Consider the following 18,226-nt stretch of genomic DNA (forward strand, 5'->3'; position numbering starts at 1 on the left):
ATGGCCGCGTTCGAGCTTTGCGGCTTTCCGGTGGGGCTTGATCAGCCCCTATTTTTGATTGCGGGACCCTGCGTAGTGGAGTCGGAGCAGCTCGCGCTGGACAGCGCCGGCGAGCTTAAGGAAATCTGCCGCACGCTCGCGATTCCATTCGTCTATAAAAGCTCGTTCGATAAAGCCAACCGCTCTTCACACCACAGTTTCCGCGGACCTGGCCTGGAAGCGGGGTTGCGCATTCTCGAGCAGGTGCGCCGCGAGATCGGGGTGCCTGTGTTGACCGATGTTCACGAGGATACACCCCTCAACGAGGTGGCAGCGGTCGTTGATTTGCTGCAGACTCCGGCCTTTCTCTGTCGTCAGACCAACTTCATTCAAAGTGTTGCCCGGCAGGGATTGCCGGTAAACATCAAGAAAGGACAATTTCTTGCGCCCTGGGATATGGTCCATGTGGCCGAGAAAGCCCGCGCGGTGGGTAATCAGCGCATTCTCGTCTGCGAGCGGGGGGTGTCCTTCGGCTATAATAACCTAGTCTGCGATATGCGCTCATTGGCGGCTTTGCGCCAGAGCGGCAGCCCGGTCGTATTCGACGCCACGCACTCGGTCCAATTGCCCGGTGGACAAGGAACGGTTTCGGGAGGCCAGCGCGAGTTTATTCCGGTACTCGCTCGCGCGGCGGTTGCGGCCGGGGTCTGCGGAGTATTCATGGAGACCCATCCCAGGCCCGATGAGGCATTGAGCGATGGTCCCAATTCTTGGCCGCTGGCACGGATGCGCAGCCTGCTTGAGATGCTCAAGGAAATCGACAGCGGGGTTAAACGCCGCGGGCTTATTGAATTGGAGCCGGCATAACGCGGACGTCGCCCCCCGCCCTTAGACATACTAAAGTGGCCCTCGGGCCTGTTAACAATCAGCCGTGGCGTCGCGTGGCTGCCCAAAATGCGGCCAGCCAAGGCGCGAGGAGAGAAGTTTGATTGTTCCAAATGAACGACGAGCAACGCCGGATGGCCGCATTTTGGGCGCCACCCAAAGGGCCGGGGCCATTTCCCCACAATCCTGCGTTATCGCTCGCTTACGTTGCGGGCTACACAGCACTTGCGATGCCTTGTCTTGCGAGAAAATGGCCGCCGGCGCGGCGTCGCAAGTAATTGTTAACAGGCCCTAGGCCGGCTGGCTGAGGAAACACCAACCGATGTCGATCATCAAGACGATCAAGGCTCGAGAAATCCTGGACTCGCGTGGCAATCCAACGGTAGAGGCGGAGGTTGTTCTCGACAACGGGGTGTGCGGCCGCGCGGCGGTCCCCTCGGGAGCGTCGACCGGCACTTTGGAGGCCTGCGAGCTGCGCGACACCGAGCCGCATCGCTATCTCGGCAAGGGTGTGCGCCAGGCCGTGGCTAATGTCGATACCCTTATCAGCGCCGCATTAGCTGGAATGACGGCGGGGGATCAACGCACCATCGACGAACGGATGAATGAGCTGGACGGGACGGAGAATAAGACTCGCCTAGGCGCCAATGCCATTCTCGCCGTTTCTTTGGCGGTGGCGCGCGCATCCGCTGCTGATCAAGGCGTATCGCTGTTTCGCCATCTGCGGCGCGAGCCGCCATATACGCTGCCGGTTCCGTTGCTGAATATCCTCAATGGTGGCGCTCACGCCGACAACCGTATCGATATCCAAGAGTTTATGATCATGCCGGTGGGCTTCGCCTGCTTCAGCGAAGCGCTGCGCTGCGGCAGCGAGGTGTTTCATTCGTTAAAAGCGGTTCTCTGCGAGCGCGGCCTGAGCACTGCTGTCGGTGACGAGGGTGGCTTCGCACCTGATCTGGCTTCCAACGAGGCGGCTCTTGAGCTCATTTTGGAAGGAGTGGAGAAAGCGGGGTACCGCATCGGTGAACAGGTTTTCCTGGCGATGGATCCGGCGAGCTCGGAATTCTATCGCGACGGTGCCTATCATCTGGAGGCGGAAGGCCGGGCTTTCAGCTCCGATGAGTTTGTTGAACTCCTAGGCAGCTGGGTCGATAAATACGCGATCGTCTCCATCGAGGATGGGATGGCGGAGAATGACTGGGATGGTTGGAAAACCCTTACAGAGGCACTGGGAGATCGGGTGCAGCTGGTCGGCGATGACGTGTTCGTCACCAATACCCGCCTCATACAGCAGGGGATTGACCGGGGTATCGCCAACTCCGTTCTCATCAAACCCAATCAGATCGGCACCTTGACGGAGACCCTCGATGCGATTGCCTTAGCGGATCAGGCCGGTTACTCCACGGTGATTTCGCATCGTTCCGCGGAAACGGAAGACACCACGATTGCCGATCTGGCGGTTGCATGCCCGGCGACTCAGATCAAAACGGGGGCGCCGTGCCGGTCTGAGCGGGTGGCGAAATACAATCAGTTGTTGCGTATCGAGGAGGAGTTGGCGGATAACGCGCACTATGCGGGACGGCGGGCTTTTCCTCAGCTGAATCCGCGCGCCTGAAAGGAAGAGCGGCACGTGCGCTGGGTCATCGGTCTTCTGGTGCTGCTATTGTTGGCGTTGCAGTTGCGCCTGTGGCGCGGTGACGGCAATATTGCAGAGGTGCTGCAATTGCGCCAGGCGGTAGCCGAGCAGCGCCAAGAAAATACCGAGCTGCGGCGTCGCAATCAGGCTCTGGCAGCCGATGTGCGGGATCTCAAGCAAGGGTTGCAGGGGCTAGAGGAGCGAGCCCGGCGAGAACTCGGCATGATCGGTCGCGACGAGACTTTTTATCAGGTTGTTTCGCACGATGACGATTGACCGCAGCGGCGGGTGTTGGGCCGTTGTTCCGGCCGCGGGTGCAGGCCGACGCTTTGGGAGCACGCTGGCCAAGCAGTACCTGCAGGTGAACGGACGTTGTGTGCTTGCTTGGACGCTCGAGGCGTTGCTGGCAGTGACCGCCATTCAGCGCATCGTCGTCGCGCTTGCAAGCGATGATGACCTATGGCCTAAGCTTGGTTTTGCCGGTCACCCGCGCATTAGTACTTGTACCGGAGGTGCAAGCCGAGCCGAATCGGTTCTAAACGGCCTGCAGCAGCTCGCCGAGTGGGGCGTGCACCCACAGCAGCCGGTGCTGGTCCATGATGCCGCTCGGCCTTGTGTAACACCCCCCGAGATCGAGCGACTGATTGCCGAGGTGGGGGACCACCCCGATGGCGGTCTATTGGCGATGCCTGTGCGCGACACGTTGAAGCGCGCGGACAGCGAGGGTCGGGTGGTCGTAACGGTGAATCGGAGTGGCTTGTGGCAGGCATTGACACCGCAACTTTTCCCGTTGGGTCGGCTGCGTGCCGCGCTTGAACGCGCGGCGGCGGAAGGTGTCGAGGTCACCGACGAGGCACAGGCGCTGGAGCGCATCGGCGCGTGCCCGCGGTTAGTTGAAGGCGCGTTGCATAACATCAAGCTCACCCATCCTTCCGATCAGGGCTTGGTCGAGCGCATCTTGGCGGGCGTGCGCGCCGCGAAGCCGATATGATGCTGCGCATCGGACAAGGCTTCGATGCACATCGCTTCTGCGACGGGGGGCGTCTGGTGTTGGGTGGGGTGATCATTCCCTTTCACCGGAGCCTGCAGGCGCACTCCGATGGCGATTGTTTGCTGCACGCGATCACCGACGCCTTGCTCGGTGCCGTTGGCGCTGGCGATCTCGGGCGCCACTTTCCGGATACCGACGAGCAGTATGCCGGTATCGATAGCCGCAGGCTGCTGCGTCGGGCGGGGGCGCTGCTGCAGACGCGGGGCTGGGAGACGCTTAATATTGATGCCACGGTCATTGCCCAACGCCCCCGACTCGCGGCTTATCTACCGCAGATGGTAGCAAACGTGGCTGAGGATTTGGGCATCGAAACCGACCGGGTGAACATAAAAGCAACGACGACCGAGGCCATGGGTTTTACCGGACGCGAGGAGGGGCTGGCCGCACTCGCGGTCGCCTTGGTGACCCGCTGCGCAACTTGATGTGAAGCATCGCTCCGGCGGCAAGCTCCGGGCGATCGAGCAATGCTCGGGGGGTATTTTTGCGGCCTTGTTTGGCTCGGACGGCCCTCAAATGCCTGGTGTGCGGTGATGCTGTAGCAGCACGTAGACGGCGCCGGTACCGCCGTCCACCGGCCGGGCGGAGCAGAAAGCGAGCACTTCGGCCCGTTGCCGCAGCCAGCGATCGACTCGGCCTTTGAGGATCGGTCCGCGATTGCTCGAACGCCGGCCCTTGCCGTGGATGATTCGCACGCAGCGATAATCACGGTGACGGCACTGGCTAAGAAAGCGAGTTAAGGCGTGCCGGGCAGTGACGGCGGTCATCCCATGCAAGTCCAGCTCGGCAGCGACGCGGTAATACCCGCGCCTGAGCCGGCGTAATACCCGGTGCTGCAGACCGGGCCGCAGATAGGCGAGCTCCTCGCCGGTTTCGTTGTACGGGATTGATATTCCGTCGGCCGGTAGCAGCAGCGCTTGCAGGACGGCGCGATCATCGGCCCGTCGTTGCAGGGGAACAGGAGCCGGGCGCGGAGCGTCGATATCAGGGGTTTCATCGACATCAAGCGGTTGCACACGCTGCATGGCTGCCCGGAAGAACTCTAAATCGGCATCGTGATCTCGATCGGTCATGATGCTTAATGCCTCTTGAAGGTCCGCCCCTTCGTTACTGTTATCCTAACAGCTGGAATACTTGCATAGGCAAGCGCGAGACAGAGCCGAAACAGAAAAGCAGGGCATGCTCCGAGCTGCGGTGCGCCGAGAGGTGGAGAGGAGTGCATCGAAGCGGGGCCAACGCGTTGCCCGGATTGACCTCGTTGTCACACGGTTTCGCAGGTAAGCGTTGCCGCCGCCGAGCCGCCCTTGCCGCTGGCACAGCAGTACCGGACGAGGGCTCGAAGTGGTGAAGATCGCTGCGCCGAGGCGCGTCATACTTAGGAAGTGCACGCAAGATCATGCGGTTACTGGTCAGCAATGACGATGGTTATCAGGCATGCGGGATCATCGAGCTCGCGCAGGCGTTGCGGGAAGTTGCAGACGTCACGGTCGTGGCCCCGGAACGGGATCGCAGCGGTTCGAGCAACTCACTGACACTGGATTACCCCATTCGAGTCGCGCGCCTCGCGCCCGATGTCTACCGTGTCGAGGGCACGCCGACCGATTGTGTTCATCTGGCGGTCACCGGGCTACTCGACCACCAACCGGACATGGTGATCTCTGGTATCAACGCCGGTGCGAATCTGGGCGATGATGTGCTCTACAGTGGAACCGTTGCGGCTGCGATGGAGGGACGCTTCCTCGGCTTGCCGGCTATCGCGATCTCCTTGGCCGCGGCATCGCCTACCCGCTACGATACTGCTACGCAGGTGGCTCGCCTGCTCTTCGAGCGCTTGAAAATGGATCCACTACCGGCCGATACCATACTCAACGTCAACGTTCCCGACCGCCCGTGGCGGGAGCTCAACGGTTTCGAGGCGACGCGGTTGGGGCAGCGTCATCAAGCCGAGGCGGTTGTACGCGCGGAGGATCCCCGCGGTCGCCCGATCTATTGGATCGGTCCCCCAGGAATGGAACAGGACGCGGGGCCCGGAACCGATTTTCACGCGGTGAACCGCGGTTTTGTCTCGATCACCCCCATTCAGGTCGATCTGACCCGGTATCAAGCATTGGATCAGATCGCAGGATGGATCGAAGGGTTGCGTTGATGGATGGGCGTCGCGTAGTGGGAATCGGTATGACCTCGCAGCGTACGCGTGAGCGGCTGGTGGCGCGTCTCAGCGAAGCCGGCATAACCGACCCACGGGTGCTCAACGCGATCCGCCAGGTACCGCGTCACCTGTTCGTCGAGGAGGCGCTAGCAAGCCGAGCTTATGACAATACCGCCCTGCCCATCGGTTATGGCCAGACTATTTCGCAACCGTTCATCGTCGCCCAGATGACCCAGCTGTTGTTGGAAGGGCAAGCGTTGCACAAAGTGTTGGAGGTGGGTACCGGCTCCGCTTATCAGGCCGCGGTGCTTGCGAATTTGATCCCGTATGTCTTCAGTCTCGAGCGGTTACGCGTGCTGCATAATCGCGCTCATCGGCTGATACGCGAGCTGCGGCTGAGCAATGTTCGTCTGCGCCTGGGAGACGGTCACGAGGGTTGGCCCGGTGAGGCCCCCTTCGATGGCATCATCCTCACGGCGGCGCCGCTGGCGATTCCTAAGAGCTTAACTGAGCAGCTGACTGTAGGTGGTCGACTGGTAGCACCTGTTGGTACGGGCGGAAATCAGAGTATGCGCGTTTGCGAGCGCACTGAGCAGGGGCTGATTTGTCGTGATGTCAGCCGCGTGAGCTTTGTGCCGATGAAGCATGGTCTTGGATGAGGCACCTGTTCAGCCGGCTCTATAGCGCTACGCGGTACGGTGCCGGCCATCCGCGTGCTCCCTGGTTTTTGGCCGCGTTGAGCTTCGCCGAGTCTTCCTTTTTTCCGGTGCCGCCGGATGTCATGTTGGCGCCGATGGTGTTGGTGCAGCCCCGCCGAGCAGTGCATTTCGCCGTGCTGACGACACTGGCATCGGTGCTCGGTGGTTTGCTCGGTTATGTGATCGGCTACTATGCTTTTGAGCTCGTTCGCCCTTTATTGTATTCGTGGGGGCAATGGCAAAGCTATCTCACGGTGCACGATTGGTTCGATCGTTGGGGGTTTTGGGTGATTTTGGTAGCCGGTTTCTCACCGATCCCCTACAAAGTGTTCACGATTGCCGCCGGCGCCATGCACGTTGCCGTAATTCCATTCATCTTGGCTTCTCTGCTTGGCCGAGGGGGGCGGTTCTTTCTGGTGGCTATTCTTGTCGCCTGGGGTGGTGTCAAGCTGGAGCCTTGGCTGCGTACCTACATCGACTGGGTGGGGTGGGTAACCGTTGCTGTCCTCATGCTGGTTGTGGTGTGTCTGCGGTTATTGTGATGGCACGGCGTGTTTTGCTTGGTCTTGGGGTGCTCGCCTTTGTCGCTATAGGCTGCAGCGAATTCAATTACGGTCGCCATGACCTTCGGCCGCGCACCGCGACTGGGCCGCCACCGCAGGTATACATCGTGCGCCAAGGCGATACGCTGTTTTCGGTGGCTTGGCGCTATGGCTTGGATTATCGGAGCATCGCCCGCTGGAATGGCATAGCGTCGCCCTATACGATCTATCCCAAGCAGCGCCTGCGGTTGCGTCCTTCCGCCACGCTCAATCGTCAGGTGGCGGAGCGTCCGAGCCGAGTGAAATCGGCGGCAAAGTCAAAGCCTCTTGCCAAGCCCTCACCCGTTCCCAAGCCTCAGCCTTCTGTGCCGGCTCCCGTCGCCGAGCCGGATTCCGGGATCGTTTGGCGCTGGCCTGCCGAGGGCACTGTTCTGCGGCATTTTCATGCCGATGGTGCGGGTATGAGGGGGATTACGCTGCAGGGTCAGTTGGGTGAGCCGATCCGGGCCGCGGCGGCCGGTCGCGTAGTCTACAGCGGCAATGGATTACGGGGCTACGGTAACTTGATCATTGTCAAACACAACGGCACCTATATCACCGCTTACGGCTACAATCGCGAACTGCTCGTGCGCGAAGGCGATAAGGTTCGTGTCGGGCAGATCATCGCGCGCATGGGGTTGGGTCCAGCGCATCAGCCGGCCGCCCACTTTGAAATTCGGCGCAACGGCAAGCCAGTGGACCCCTTACGGTATTTGCCTCCACCTTGACGAGGGACGGATGCCGAGGCATTGCACGGGATATTCTACGAGCATATATTGGACTGACCAGAAGAAAAACGCTGGTTTTTCCGGCGGTGCCTATGGATGCAGGCGACGCTGAATACCCGCGCACCGCAGCATTGGGCGGGCCCGACGGAGGAGAAGCCATGGCGAAGAAGCAGGCGGTGGAGATCGACACGGACGTTGCGGTAGAGAATCTCGATCTCACCGAGGATGAGTTTGTTCTCGATGAACGGGAGGCAAGCTCAGCTCCAGCTGGAAATCAAGACGAGCAGGACGTGGGAGAGCGTTGCGCACAACGCAAGATGGAACACCAGGACACACTTGATCCCACCCAGATCTATCTCAACGAAATCGGCTATTCGCCGTTATTGACCGCCAAGGAGGAAGTATATTATGCGCGCCGCGCCCAAGGGGGTGACGAATCGGCGCGCAAGCGAATGATCGAGAGCAATTTACGGTTGGTGGTCAAGATTGCGCGGCGCTATATGAATCGTGGGCTCGCTTTTCTCGACCTGATCGAAGAAGGCAATCTGGGCCTCATACGGGCAGTAGAGAAGTTTGATCCTGAGCGTGGGTTTCGCTTTTCCACTTATGCGACCTGGTGGATCCGGCAAACCATCGAACGCGCGATCATGAATCAGACCCGTACGATTCGACTACCAATACACGTTATCAAAGAGATAAATCAGTATCTACGCGTCGCACGGCAATTGGTGCAGCGGTTGGACCACGAACCGACACTTGAGGAGATTGCGATAGCGATGGATCGTTCCATCGAGGACGTGCGTCATATGATGGGGCTCAACGAGGGGGTTACTTCCGTCGATATCCCGATCGGTCGAGATGCCGACCGGGTTTTGCTGGATGCCATTCCCGACGAGGTGAACCCGGACCCTTTTGCTGCATTGCAAGACGAGGATGTCGTTTCTCATTTGGATGCCTGGCTCAATGAACTCACCGAGAAGCAGCGAGCAGTGGTGGAACGGCGTTTTGGCTTGCATGGTCACGAGAAGGCGACGCTGGAGGAGGTGGGTGACGAAATTGGGGTGACGCGTGAGCGGGTTCGCCAAATCCAGATCGATGCGCTGAAAAAGCTGCGTGAAGTGATGGAGCGCTCGGGTTTCTCGCAGGACACTGTCTTCGGTTGACGGCCGCGGTATTGGGCCGAGGACGATTGATAAGGTGGATCTCGGGCGGCTGGGCGATGAGAATGGTTCACGGTACTTCGGTCTGTTTCAGCAGATGATCAGGGCAGCGACGACTCGACGGCCTTCGGACATCAATATATTGTAGGTCCGGCAGGCTGAGGGAGTGTCCATGATTTCAAGGCCAATACCCCGCTCTAGTAGGCTGAGCATGATGTTTCGGGGGGGGAAATGCTGCTGCGGGCCGGTACCGAGTAGTACGATCTCCGGTGCGAGCTCAATGATAGCGTCTATGTGCATGGGTTCCAGCTCCTCGAAATGACGAGGTGGCCAACCTCGAAGGAGCTTATCCGGGGCTACGACAGCGCTGGTTTCGAGCACCCATTCGTTGATGGTGACCCGACCGGGCTCATAGCTTTTGATGCGATAGGCCTTAACATCGCCATTTTCAAGTATCATCTTCATCTTTATCACAGTAACCGTTGTGGCGAGCGGCGTTGCGTTGACAGCGTTTTCACCACTCGGTAGCTTGCCATAAAGCCTCGCTTTTTATTGCGGTGCGCTCGGATTCGGTTCCGAGAAGCTCGGTAAGCGGTTGTGTGTCATGGACATTCAGAGCGGCGACGATCGTGGAACGACAACCCGAGTTGAACGCGGAATTCCCGCGGATTAAACGCCTCCCCCCTTATGTATTCAATATAGTCAATGAACTCAAGGCGAGTGCCCGCGCCCGCGGTGAAGACATCATCGATTTTGGCATGGGCAACCCGGACCGCCCCACCCCCGCTCACATCGTAGAGAAGCTGACCGAGGTGGTGCAGCGCCCCGATACCCACCGTTATTCCATGTCACGGGGTATCCCCCGGTTGCGTAAAGCCATTACCGATTGGTATGCGCGGCGTTTTGACGTCGAGCTCGATCCGCAAAGCGAGGCCATCGTCACCATTGGCTCGAAAGAGGGCTTGGCGCATTTGGCACTCGCCACCTTGGGGCCGGGAGATAATGTTTTAGTACCCAATCCCTCTTATCCGATCCATCCCTATGGAGTAGTGATTGCGGGCGCCGATATCCGCCACGTGCCGTTGACGCCAGAGATCGATTTTTTCGCCGAATTGAAAAGGGCAGTCAAGGATACCTGGCCAAAGCCGAAAATGCTGATCCTAAACTTTCCGGCAAATCCCAGCACGCAGTGTGTCGACCTTGACTTTTTCGAGCAACTGGTCGCCGTGTGTCGTGAGCATGGTATTTGGATCGTCCATGATCTGGCTTATGCGGATATCGTTTTCGATAATTACGTCGCGCCCTCCGTTTTACAGGTGCCGGGCGCCAAAGCAATCGCCGTCGAGTGCTTTTCGTTGTCGAAAAGTTATAACATGCCCGGCTGGCGGGTCGGGTTCCTCTGTGGCAACCCCAAGCTCATCGCTGCATTGGCGCGCATGAAATCATACCTCGACTACGGTATGTTTACGCCGGTTCAGGTCGCGGCCATTGCGGCCCTGGAGGGGCCGCAAGATTGTGTCATCGAGATTCGGGAAACCTACCGTCGGCGCCGAGATGTGCTGTGCGACGGTTTGGTCGCCGCCGGCTGGGAAGTGAGCAAGCCCAAAGCGACGATGTTCGTATGGGCGCCCATACCGTCAGAGTATCGAGCTATGGGCTCGTTGGAGTTCACCAAGAAGCTGCTGAGCGAGGCCAAGGTGGCTGTCTCCCCCGGCATCGGTTTTGGTGAATACGGCGACGATCATGTCCGCTTCGGTTTGATCGAGAACGAACATCGTACTCGGCAGGCTATTCGGGGGATAAAGCAGATGTTGCGCAAAAACGGCCGTTTCTGAGGAGGAGAAGCAGCAGTGAAGGCGGTGAAAGTCGGTCTGCTGGGGCTTGGCACGGTCGGAGGGGGCACGGTCAACCTGTTGGCGCGTAACCGCGACGAGATCACTCGCCGCGCCGGCCGAGCCATCGATGTCGTACATGCCGCCACGCGCCACCTGGATCGACCGCGCACTTGCAGCACGGCCGGGATCCGGCTGACTACCGATCTGTTCGAAGTGGTCGACAATCCTGAGATTGAGATCATCGTCGAGCTCATCGGCGGTGAATCCTTGGCCAAGGAGTTGACGCTACGTGCCATCGACAATGGTAAACACGTCGTAACGGCCAACAAAGCGTTGATTGCCTTACACGGCAACGAGATTTTTCGGCGCGCGCGCGACAAAGGTGCCTCCATCGGCTTTGAGGCGGCGGTGGCGGGCGGTATACCCATCATCAAGGCGGTACGCGAGGCTTTGGTGGGCAATCGGATCGAGTGGCTCGCCGGCATCATCAATGGTACCGCCAACTTTATTCTTAGTGAGATGTTTTACGAGAGCCGAGAGTTCGGTGAGGTGTTAGCCGAAGCGCAGCGCCTGGGTTATGCCGAGGCCGATCCCACTTTTGATGTAGAGGGGATCGATGCTGCTCATAAGCTCACGATTCTGGCATCGATCGCGTTCGGCATCCCGCTGCAGTTCGATAAGGTTCATATCGAGGGGATTACCCATATTAACCGTGAAGACGTGGCTTATGCTGAGGAGTTTGGTTTTAGAATCAAACACTTGGGAATTTGCCGGCGCGACGAACGGGGTATTAGCTTGCGCGTGCATCCGACCTTGCTGCCGGCCAGGCAGCTGCTCTCTAGCGTTGACGGGGTAATGAATGCGGTTATGGTCAAAAGCGATGCGCTTGGCCCCACGCTCTACTATGGAGCCGGAGCTGGAGCCGAGCCCACTGCTTCGGCCGTAGTCGCCGACTTGGTGGACGTGGTCCGAGAATTTACGCTGGAGCCCGAAAACCGCGTGCCCTTCTTGGCTTTCCAGTCCGATGCCTTGTCGCATGAACCGCTGTTACCGCTCCCGGAAATCGAGGCGGCTTACTATCTGCGCATGCAAGCCATGGATCAACCCGGCGTTTTGGCCGAGGTCACGCGCTTGCTTGGAGAAGCCGCGATCAGCATCGAAGCGATCATCCAGAAACAGCCCACCCCCGGCGCCGAGGAGGTGCCCGTGATCATACTCACCCACCGCGTGCGGGAGTGGCAGATCCAGCAAGCCTGTGCGCGTATCGAGCAACTCGACTCCATTCAAGGGTATATTACGCGTATCCGCGTGGAAAGGCTTGACTAGGGCCTGCATAAGAACCCAAGGGAACCATGCCCATGCCGTTTAGGTCTCGATACACCGGCCTTATCGCTAAATACCACGACCGGCTGCCGCTCGCCGACGACGTTCGAGTCATCAGTCTGGGGGAGGGGAATACCCCGCTGATCCGACTCTGCAACCTGCCGCGCCAGTTGGCTCGGGGGGTTGACATCTATGTTAAGTACGAAGGCCTCAATCCAACGGGCTCTTTCAAGGACCGCGGCATGACGGTGGCGGTGACTCAAGCCGTCGCGGAGGGTTGCCGCGCGATCGTCTGCGCCTCTACGGGCAACACCTCCGCCTCGGCGGCGGCCTACGCAGCTCGCTGCGGAATGCGTGTTTTCGTGTTGATACCCGAGGGCAAGATTGCCATCGGCAAGCTGGCGCAGGCCATCATCCATGGCGCGGAAGTCCTGCAGGTTCGAGGCAACTTCGATGCCGGTATGCGCATCGTCCGAGAATTGGCCGAGGAGGGACCGATTACCTTGGTCAACTCTATCAACCCCTATCGACTGCAGGGCCAGAAGACTGCTGCGTTCGAGATCGTAGAGGAACTGGAGCGCGTGCCCGAATTTCACTGTTTGCCGGTCGGTAATGCCGGCAACATCACAGCCCACTGGATCGGCTACAGCGAACTCGCCCTCGGCCATAATGACCCGGGAACCCAGGCGTGCTCTTTTTGTGCTGGGCGCTGCCGCTTTACTTGCGCTATGGTTCGGGAGCGACCACGGATGATCGGATATCAGGCCGCGGGTGCCGCTCCCTTTCTGCGTGCTCAGATGATAGATGATCCGGAGACCGTCGCGACCGCAATCCGCATCGGTCATCCGCAATCCTGGGAACAGGCCTGGGCGGCGAGCCGCGAGTCCGGCGGTTGGTTTGCCGAACTCACCGATCAGGAGATACTCGCCGCGCAGCGGCTACTCGCCGAACAGGAAGGGGTGTTCTGTGAGCCGGCCTCGGCCGCGTCCGTGGCAGGTTGCCTTCGGGATATCCAAACCGGGAAAATTCCCGAGGGCAGCACCGTCGTGTGCACCTTGACGGGTCACGGCCTTAAGGACCCAGATATTGCCAGCCGTGATGCATCGGCCGCCATGCGTACGCTCGAGGCGGATGTCGATGTGGTTAAGCGGGTGATCTTGGATAAGCTGAGCTGATTCCTTTTTTGCCCATGGTTGCGGCGGCGCCAGAGCTCCACATCATCGCGCCCACTCTGCTGGGCCCGCTCCCAAGAGGTGCTTTTCAGACCCAGGTTGAGGGGGTTCGCCCGTCGGCTCTGGAAACGCTGCTCACGCGGGGTCGTCTCAGTCGCTGCAGGCAGTCCGGAGAGCTGAGCGCCGTGTTAGCCGGGTTGCTCGGTCTCGAATCCTTGCCGGTCGGCCCGGTCGCCCTGCTGGGCATGGGTGGCGATCCTGGCGAGAGTTACTGGTTTCGCGCCGCACCCATTCATTTGTACCCGGACCGGGACCGTCTGCTGCTGCTTGCCGGCGCTCAGCTGCAGCCGCGCGAGGATGAGGCCCGAATACTAATCGATGAGTTCAATGCGCTATTCCAGGAAGACGACCTGGAGTTGGTAGCACAAGGCGGGGCATGGTTTCTGCGCACACCCCACGAGCCTGCGATCCAGACCCAGCCCCTGGAGCGTGTCTGCGGCCGCTATATGGATGAGTATCTACCGGTTGGTCCCCAGGCTCGAACTTGGATTGCCTTTCTCAACGAGGCCCAAATGCTGCTCCACAGCAGCGCGGTTAACCGCCGGCGCGAAGCGCGCGGTGAGTTGCCAATTAATGGTTTATGGCTCTGGGGTGGCGGTTATCTACCCCGCTGCAAAAAATACTCTCTCATCGAAGCAGTCTATGCCGATGCCGCCGAGGCCTGCGGCGTTGCCAAACTGCTCGGCATCAAAGCGTTGCTACCGGCGGCCAAACGTCTGGCGCAGATCAAGACGACCGGAGGGCCGACATTGGCTGTATGGCTACGCTCGCAGGCCGCGCTGGTGCAAGGCGATATCGATCAGTGGTGGCAGGCCTTGGCCGCCTTTGAGGAGAGTTGGGCCGCGGACGCCTTAGTGGCCCTGCGTACTGGGGCCTGGCGGGCCGTGCATTTGTATCCTGGCTCCGGGCAGTCCTGGCGCATCACGGCGGCTGATCTGCGCCGTTTCTGGCGGCGTCGGCGCGCGTTTACCCACTGGGTTACGGAAGAACAGATGTAGGGTCTAAGCCATGGTTACTTGGACTATCCGCCGTCGGCCCATTCCCGCAATGATCGAGCAGTTGCCGCAGAATCTGCATCCAGTATTGCGTCGGGTCTATGCGGCGCGCAACGTGTGCGGGCCGGCCGATCTCGAACACGGGTTAAATGAGCTGCATCCACCCCATCTGCTATCGAATGTCGATACAGCGGCGGAGCTGCTGGCTGGGATTCTCATGGCGCAAGGGCGGATCCTGATCGTCGGTGATTTCGATGCCGACGGGGCTACAAGTACGGCCTTGGCAATCCGAGCCTTGCGGGCCATGGGGGCGAAGGCGGTCGACTACCTTGTGCCGAATCGATTTGATTTCGGTTATGGCCTGAGTCCGGAGATCGTGCAGGTGGCGCAAGCACATCGTCCGGATGTCATCATTACGGTCGATAATGGGATATCGAGTCTTGCGGGGGTTGCTGCGGCCAACGCCGCCGGCATCCAGGTGGTGGTCACCGATCACCACTTGCCAGGTCCTCAGCTGCCGGATGCAGCGGTTATCGTCAACCCCAACCTGCCGGGCGATCCGTTTCCGAGCAAGTCGCTTGCAGGGGTGGGCGTGATTTTTTATGTCATGTTGGCGTTGCGTACGTATCTGCGCGCAGCGGGTTGGTTCACGAGCCGCGGAATTGCGGAGCCCAATCTTGCGCAACTGCTGGACCTCGTCGCCTTGGGCACGGTGGCGGATATGGCCGTGCTGGACCGCAATAATCGGATTCTATTGGAGCAGGGGTTGCGGCGCATGCGCGCCGGTCAGGCTTGTCCTGGAATCCTCGCTTTGCTTGCGGTGGCGGGGCGGACATGCCATCGGCTGGTGGCCGCTGATCTCGGGTTTGCAGTGGGTCCACGGTTAAATGCTGCCGGTCGTCTTGAGGACATGTCGAGGGGAGTCGAGTGTTTGCTCACCGATTGTCCGCAGAGCGCTTCGACGATCGCTCGGGAACTGGATGCTCTCAATCGACAGCGTCGAGCGATCGAGCGGGAAATGCAGGAGCAGGCGCTGGCAAGTCTGGAAGTTTTGCAGAACGAGTTTGCGACGGCGAGCTTGCCGCGGGGTTTGTGCTTGCTCGATGCGGGTTGGCATCAGGGTGTAATCGGCATCCTGGCTTCCCGGATCAAGCAGCGCTTGCACCGGCCGGTGATCGCTTTTGCACCGGCTGCTGACGGAAATCTGCGTGGCTCGGCGCGTTCTGTTCCAGGATTGCATATTCGTGATCTATTGGAGCGCGTCAGTAGCCGAAATCCGGGCTTGATCGTTAAATTCGGCGGGCATGCCATGGCCGCCGGTTTGACGCTGCATGAGGGCGATTACGAGCGGTTTCGTTTAGCCTTTGAAGCGACGGTGACGGAAATGGCCTCGGAGGAGATATTCGAGCGCATTGTCCTTACCGATGGCGAGCTTGAACCGGACCAGTTGGATCTGTCATTAGCGCAGACGCTGCGCGTGGCCGGGCCTTGGGGGCAAGGCTTTCCGGAGCCGGTGTTCGATGGGGTGTTCGCAGTCGTCGACCGGCGCATCGTGGGCGAGGAGCATGTCCGGTTTCGTTTACAGGCGTTTCAGAACGAAACGATGCTGAACGCCATCGCCTTCAGCGCCGCTCGACATGGTTGGGATAAAGTGCAGGGTGTCGTGCGGCTCGCTTTCCGGCTCGATGTCAACGAGTTTCGCGGTCGGCAATCGCTCCAGCTAGTGATCGAGCACCTGGAGCCAGCGTCCTGAGCAATCGATCGCCCGAGCCTTATTCGAGGTGGGTAAGTGCAGGATTTCCAGCTGCGCCACCCCCGCCGTCGCGAAAAAACGCTGCCAGGCCTCGAGCCGGGCGTTGAGTCGTCCGGTGTTAGGCTGAGGGAGGGTCACGACCGCGATTCGGCGACCGCTAAGCAGGCGTTGCAGATCGAGATCGATGGCGGGCGGATCGGCGGCAGTCAGTGCGCCGACGATGAAGTATCGGTTCGCCCGGCGACGGTCGGAATTGGACGCTGCGGCGAGTCGGGTAAGGATCTGAGCCAGACTGGGCCAGTCAGTGGGCTCCGCGCTCGCCAGAACCTGATTGAGCAATCTCCGAGTGGCAATTAATACGGCGGCGCGTACGCCCGGTCGGCGCTGCGCGGTGAACGCGGCAAGCCGATTCACTGCAGCGCTTGCATCTAGCGCAGGTATGATTATCTCGAGTGTGTCGCCGGGTTTGAGATCGAGCAGGATCTTATCAAGGCAGCGATCGCTCGCTGAGCCGAGGCCGGCACGCACCCAAGCCGCATCCACTAGCACGGTGACCGCGTGCGTATTCTGGGATAAGCCCATGACGATGGCGGCCATTAGTATGGAGGTCGTGCGCATGAGCTGACCAGTCAGCACGAGCCGTAAGGTTCCAGAGACGGTTGGCTCGCTTCCGGGCGCGCTGCTTTCTCATGCGCTGCGAGCGCAAACCCACCTCTCCGCTTCCAGCAAGGCCTCATTGTTGCACTTGCCGCTTTGAGAGAGTCCCCCGGGCTTTTCCCTCCGCTTCCTTATCGAAGTAGCTCGTATCGCCTGTCATGCGATTGTGCCACACATGCAGCCACCATGATTCGAGCCGTAATGGCATGAAGATGAGCAGATCATAGGCTTGATTCAGAAAGCGGCCCATTCCAAGGCTGAGGACGGCACCTAAATGGCAGAACTCCCCGGCGGCTGTGAGACTCAACGCCAAAGCGCTGCCCAGAACGAATCGTCCGGATTGCAAGACACTTTGCAAGGGGATCGCAACAACGCCTAGGAGGAAGCCGAGACCGAGCGCTAGAGCCGAGTGCGTCAGCGCCGGAATCCAATGGAATTCGGGCCCCGGGAAGCTGGCCTGCCCCGCTTGCAGGAGTTCAACGAGCGCGATGTCTTGGTGGATGAGATAATCGCGCGTCCAAGCCAATGCCACAGTTGCCGAGACTGTGAGCAGGAAAGCAGTTGAGGCGGCTACCCGCAGTCGGTTCCGTATGTGTGGCTCCAAGGCCGCAACCGCGGGTAATAAGTGTGTTACGGCCATGCTCTCCAATACCAGTGCGCCGGCTGTTATTTCGGTTAACAGCATGGCCGCTGCAGTCACGTTGTAAAAAGGAATTCCAATCACCGCGTCGGTACCGTTAGTGATCTCGGCGAGCGGTCGCGCGATCAGTTGAAAGGCGACCACTGCGACGGGGACCACTGCAGTGAGCAAGGCGATCGCACTGAGAAAGCGCACGCTGGCGGCATTGGCAATTTTTTTTATGGGAGATTCTGCGTGCTGGCTTTGGAGACGCAGCATGGCCCGATCGATTCGCCGGGAGCGACGATTGAGCTCGGCAATGGTTGCCTCCAGGCTGCCAAGCCGACGCTCCACCATGCGCCAATAGGGCTGCATGCGGGCCAGGAGGCGATGGCGGCGGTGCTGGGCCGTCCTATATTCCAGCAGCGCCTGATGAGCGGCCCGATCCAGGGTGTTGGTTAAGTCTTCTAGAATGCGCTGAACGGCTGGGTCGTTGCGCCCAGGGCTATGGGTGAGGGTCGATACGGCCTCAAGCCATTCCGGTGGGCGGGGCGAAGGGGGCACCGATTCCCGATAATCTTGCTCGACGCGGGTAATCTGTTCACCTAAGCGCCGGGACAAGCTGGGGAAGGTGGCAAGCTCACGCTCGACGCCAAGCGCGACCCGACGGAATTCACGATCCAGTGATCGCTTAGCTTGATTACGGGCCAATGCGAGTAGATAGCTGCGATTGCGCCGGCGCACGAAGGTGCCGGCCGCTATCAGACGGCGCGCGAACTGCCGCAGTTGCCGTGCCAGCAGACGGCAGGTGGTTTGAATTAGGGTTTGGGCGCGTTTGCGTGCTAGATAGAGCACCCCTAGCAGGAAGATGAGCCACATCAGCAGCGATAATACGGTGGATTCTGCCCATAATAGTGTCAGCAATATGCTTGATTCCATAGCTGTGCG

General features: G+C 59.9%; 19 protein-coding genes. 15 read left to right on the forward strand and 4 right to left on the reverse strand.

Features of this window, described 5'->3' with window-relative positions; translation table 11 throughout:
* From kdsA to ispF, 5 genes are all read left to right on the forward strand, one after another.
* On the forward strand, window positions 1-846 hold the full coding sequence (gene kdsA / locus NB231_RS01380; RefSeq protein ID WP_004999146.1) for a 3-deoxy-8-phosphooctulonate synthase: 846 nt from the start codon (window positions 1-3) through the stop codon (window positions 844-846).
* Between the two features lie 340 nt (window positions 847-1,186).
* Entirely contained in the window at window positions 1,187-2,479 is a 1,293-nt protein-coding gene (gene eno, locus NB231_RS01385; protein WP_004999148.1) for a phosphopyruvate hydratase, read from the forward strand.
* 15 nt (window positions 2,480-2,494) lie between these two features.
* Complete coding sequence (gene ftsB / locus NB231_RS01390; RefSeq protein WP_004999149.1) at window positions 2,495-2,776, forward strand: cell division protein FtsB; 282 nt, start codon at window positions 2,495-2,497, stop codon at window positions 2,774-2,776.
* Entirely contained in the window at window positions 2,766-3,491 is a 726-nt protein-coding gene (gene ispD / locus NB231_RS01395; protein WP_004999150.1) for a 2-C-methyl-D-erythritol 4-phosphate cytidylyltransferase, read from the forward strand. Before ftsB ends, ispD begins: the two co-directional genes overlap by 11 nt.
* Window positions 3,488-3,973 (forward strand): 2-C-methyl-D-erythritol 2,4-cyclodiphosphate synthase, encoded by a 486-nt coding sequence (gene ispF / locus NB231_RS01400; protein ID WP_004999151.1) that lies wholly within the window; start codon window positions 3,488-3,490, stop codon window positions 3,971-3,973. Before ispD ends, ispF begins: the two co-directional genes overlap by 4 nt.
* A gap of 87 nt (window positions 3,974-4,060) precedes the next feature.
* On the opposite strand, the gene NB231_RS01405 is transcribed toward ispF, so the two are convergent.
* Window positions 4,061-4,621, reverse strand: coding sequence for a Smr/MutS family protein (locus NB231_RS01405; protein WP_004999152.1), 561 nt, complete (start codon window positions 4,619-4,621; stop codon window positions 4,061-4,063).
* A 323-nt stretch (window positions 4,622-4,944) separates the two neighbouring features.
* Here NB231_RS01405 and surE point away from each other — a divergent pair, with 323 nt between their 5' ends.
* From surE to rpoS, 5 genes are all read left to right on the forward strand, one after another.
* Window positions 4,945-5,694 (forward strand): 5'/3'-nucleotidase SurE, encoded by a 750-nt coding sequence (gene surE / locus NB231_RS01410; protein ID WP_004999153.1) that lies wholly within the window; start codon window positions 4,945-4,947, stop codon window positions 5,692-5,694.
* A complete protein-coding gene (locus NB231_RS01415; RefSeq protein WP_004999154.1) occupies window positions 5,694-6,356 on the forward strand; it encodes a protein-L-isoaspartate(D-aspartate) O-methyltransferase in 663 nt (220 codons plus the stop codon). The genes surE and NB231_RS01415 overlap by 1 nt, the downstream gene beginning before the upstream one ends.
* Window positions 6,353-6,937 (forward strand): YqaA family protein, encoded by a 585-nt coding sequence (locus NB231_RS01420; RefSeq protein WP_004999155.1) that lies wholly within the window; start codon window positions 6,353-6,355, stop codon window positions 6,935-6,937. Before NB231_RS01415 ends, NB231_RS01420 begins: the two co-directional genes overlap by 4 nt.
* The gene (locus NB231_RS01425; protein ID WP_004999157.1) at window positions 6,937-7,704 is read left to right on the forward strand and encodes a peptidoglycan DD-metalloendopeptidase family protein; all 768 of its coding nucleotides are present in this window, start codon (window positions 6,937-6,939) and stop codon (window positions 7,702-7,704) included. Before NB231_RS01420 ends, NB231_RS01425 begins: the two co-directional genes overlap by 1 nt.
* 158 nt (window positions 7,705-7,862) lie before the next feature.
* The gene (gene rpoS, locus NB231_RS01430) at window positions 7,863-8,867 is read left to right on the forward strand and encodes an RNA polymerase sigma factor RpoS (protein ID WP_040661540.1); all 1,005 of its coding nucleotides are present in this window, start codon (window positions 7,863-7,865) and stop codon (window positions 8,865-8,867) included.
* Between the two features lie 87 nt (window positions 8,868-8,954).
* Here the strand turns inward: rpoS and NB231_RS01435 are convergent, their stop codons facing one another.
* The gene (locus NB231_RS01435) at window positions 8,955-9,329 is read right to left on the reverse strand and encodes an Mth938-like domain-containing protein (protein WP_004999159.1); all 375 of its coding nucleotides are present in this window, start codon (window positions 9,327-9,329) and stop codon (window positions 8,955-8,957) included.
* Window positions 9,330-9,511: 182 nt separating this feature from the next.
* Here NB231_RS01435 and alaC point away from each other — a divergent pair, with 182 nt between their 5' ends.
* From alaC to recJ, 5 genes are read left to right on the forward strand one after another with little or no spacing between them, the layout of a single operon-like run.
* The gene (gene alaC / locus NB231_RS01440) at window positions 9,512-10,699 is read left to right on the forward strand and encodes an alanine transaminase (RefSeq protein WP_040662789.1); all 1,188 of its coding nucleotides are present in this window, start codon (window positions 9,512-9,514) and stop codon (window positions 10,697-10,699) included.
* A 15-nt stretch (window positions 10,700-10,714) separates the two neighbouring features.
* Complete coding sequence (locus tag NB231_RS01445; protein WP_004999161.1) at window positions 10,715-12,025, forward strand: homoserine dehydrogenase; 1,311 nt, start codon at window positions 10,715-10,717, stop codon at window positions 12,023-12,025.
* 32 nt (window positions 12,026-12,057) lie between these two features.
* Window positions 12,058-13,197, forward strand: coding sequence for a threonine synthase (thrC, locus tag NB231_RS01450; RefSeq protein WP_004999162.1), 1,140 nt, complete (start codon window positions 12,058-12,060; stop codon window positions 13,195-13,197).
* Between the two features lie 14 nt (window positions 13,198-13,211).
* Entirely contained in the window at window positions 13,212-14,252 is a 1,041-nt protein-coding gene (locus NB231_RS16545; protein WP_004999163.1) for a hypothetical protein, read from the forward strand.
* 10 nt (window positions 14,253-14,262) lie between these two features.
* Window positions 14,263-16,002: a single-stranded-DNA-specific exonuclease RecJ gene (recJ, locus tag NB231_RS01460; protein ID WP_040661543.1), complete on the forward strand. Its 1,740-nt coding sequence runs from the start codon at window positions 14,263-14,265 to the stop codon at window positions 16,000-16,002.
* On the opposite strand, the gene NB231_RS01465 is transcribed toward recJ, so the two are convergent.
* On the reverse strand, window positions 15,970-16,638 hold the full coding sequence (locus tag NB231_RS01465) for a hypothetical protein (RefSeq protein WP_156776856.1): 669 nt from the start codon (window positions 16,636-16,638) through the stop codon (window positions 15,970-15,972). The two genes, recJ and NB231_RS01465, sit on opposite strands and share 33 nt — an antisense overlap.
* Window positions 16,639-16,735: 97 nt before the next feature.
* Window positions 16,736-18,217 (reverse strand): hypothetical protein, encoded by a 1,482-nt coding sequence (locus NB231_RS01470; RefSeq protein ID WP_004999167.1) that lies wholly within the window; start codon window positions 18,215-18,217, stop codon window positions 16,736-16,738.
* Window positions 18,218-18,226 lie beyond the last annotated feature (9 nt).

The sequence above is a fragment of the Nitrococcus mobilis Nb-231 genome (assembly GCF_000153205.1).
Lineage (GTDB): Bacteria > Pseudomonadota > Gammaproteobacteria > Nitrococcales > Nitrococcaceae > Nitrococcus > Nitrococcus mobilis.

Coding starts and splice junctions, on each gene's coding strand:
- kdsA (WP_004999146.1), top strand. CDS start 1: ATGGCCGCGTTCGAGCTTTGCGGCTTTCCGGTGGGGCTTGATCAGCCC.
- eno (WP_004999148.1), top strand. CDS start 1,187: ATGTCGATCATCAAGACGATCAAGGCTCGAGAAATCCTGGACTCGCGT.
- ispD (WP_004999150.1), top strand. CDS start 2,766: ATGACGATTGACCGCAGCGGCGGGTGTTGGGCCGTTGTTCCGGCCGCG.
- ispF (WP_004999151.1), top strand. CDS start 3,488: ATGATGCTGCGCATCGGACAAGGCTTCGATGCACATCGCTTCTGCGAC.
- NB231_RS01405 (WP_004999152.1), bottom strand. CDS start 4,621: ATGACCGATCGAGATCACGATGCCGATTTAGAGTTCTTCCGGGCAGCC.
- surE (WP_004999153.1), top strand. CDS start 4,945: ATGCGGTTACTGGTCAGCAATGACGATGGTTATCAGGCATGCGGGATC.
- NB231_RS01415 (WP_004999154.1), top strand. CDS start 5,694: ATGGATGGGCGTCGCGTAGTGGGAATCGGTATGACCTCGCAGCGTACG.
- NB231_RS01420 (WP_004999155.1), top strand. CDS start 6,353: ATGAGGCACCTGTTCAGCCGGCTCTATAGCGCTACGCGGTACGGTGCC.
- NB231_RS01425 (WP_004999157.1), top strand. CDS start 6,937: ATGGCACGGCGTGTTTTGCTTGGTCTTGGGGTGCTCGCCTTTGTCGCT.
- rpoS (WP_040661540.1), top strand. CDS start 7,863: ATGGCGAAGAAGCAGGCGGTGGAGATCGACACGGACGTTGCGGTAGAG.
- NB231_RS01435 (WP_004999159.1), bottom strand. CDS start 9,329: ATGAAGATGATACTTGAAAATGGCGATGTTAAGGCCTATCGCATCAAA.
- thrC (WP_004999162.1), top strand. CDS start 12,058: ATGCCGTTTAGGTCTCGATACACCGGCCTTATCGCTAAATACCACGAC.
- NB231_RS16545 (WP_004999163.1), top strand. CDS start 13,212: ATGGTTGCGGCGGCGCCAGAGCTCCACATCATCGCGCCCACTCTGCTG.
- recJ (WP_040661543.1), top strand. CDS start 14,263: ATGGTTACTTGGACTATCCGCCGTCGGCCCATTCCCGCAATGATCGAG.
- NB231_RS01470 (WP_004999167.1), bottom strand. CDS start 18,217: ATGGAATCAAGCATATTGCTGACACTATTATGGGCAGAATCCACCGTA.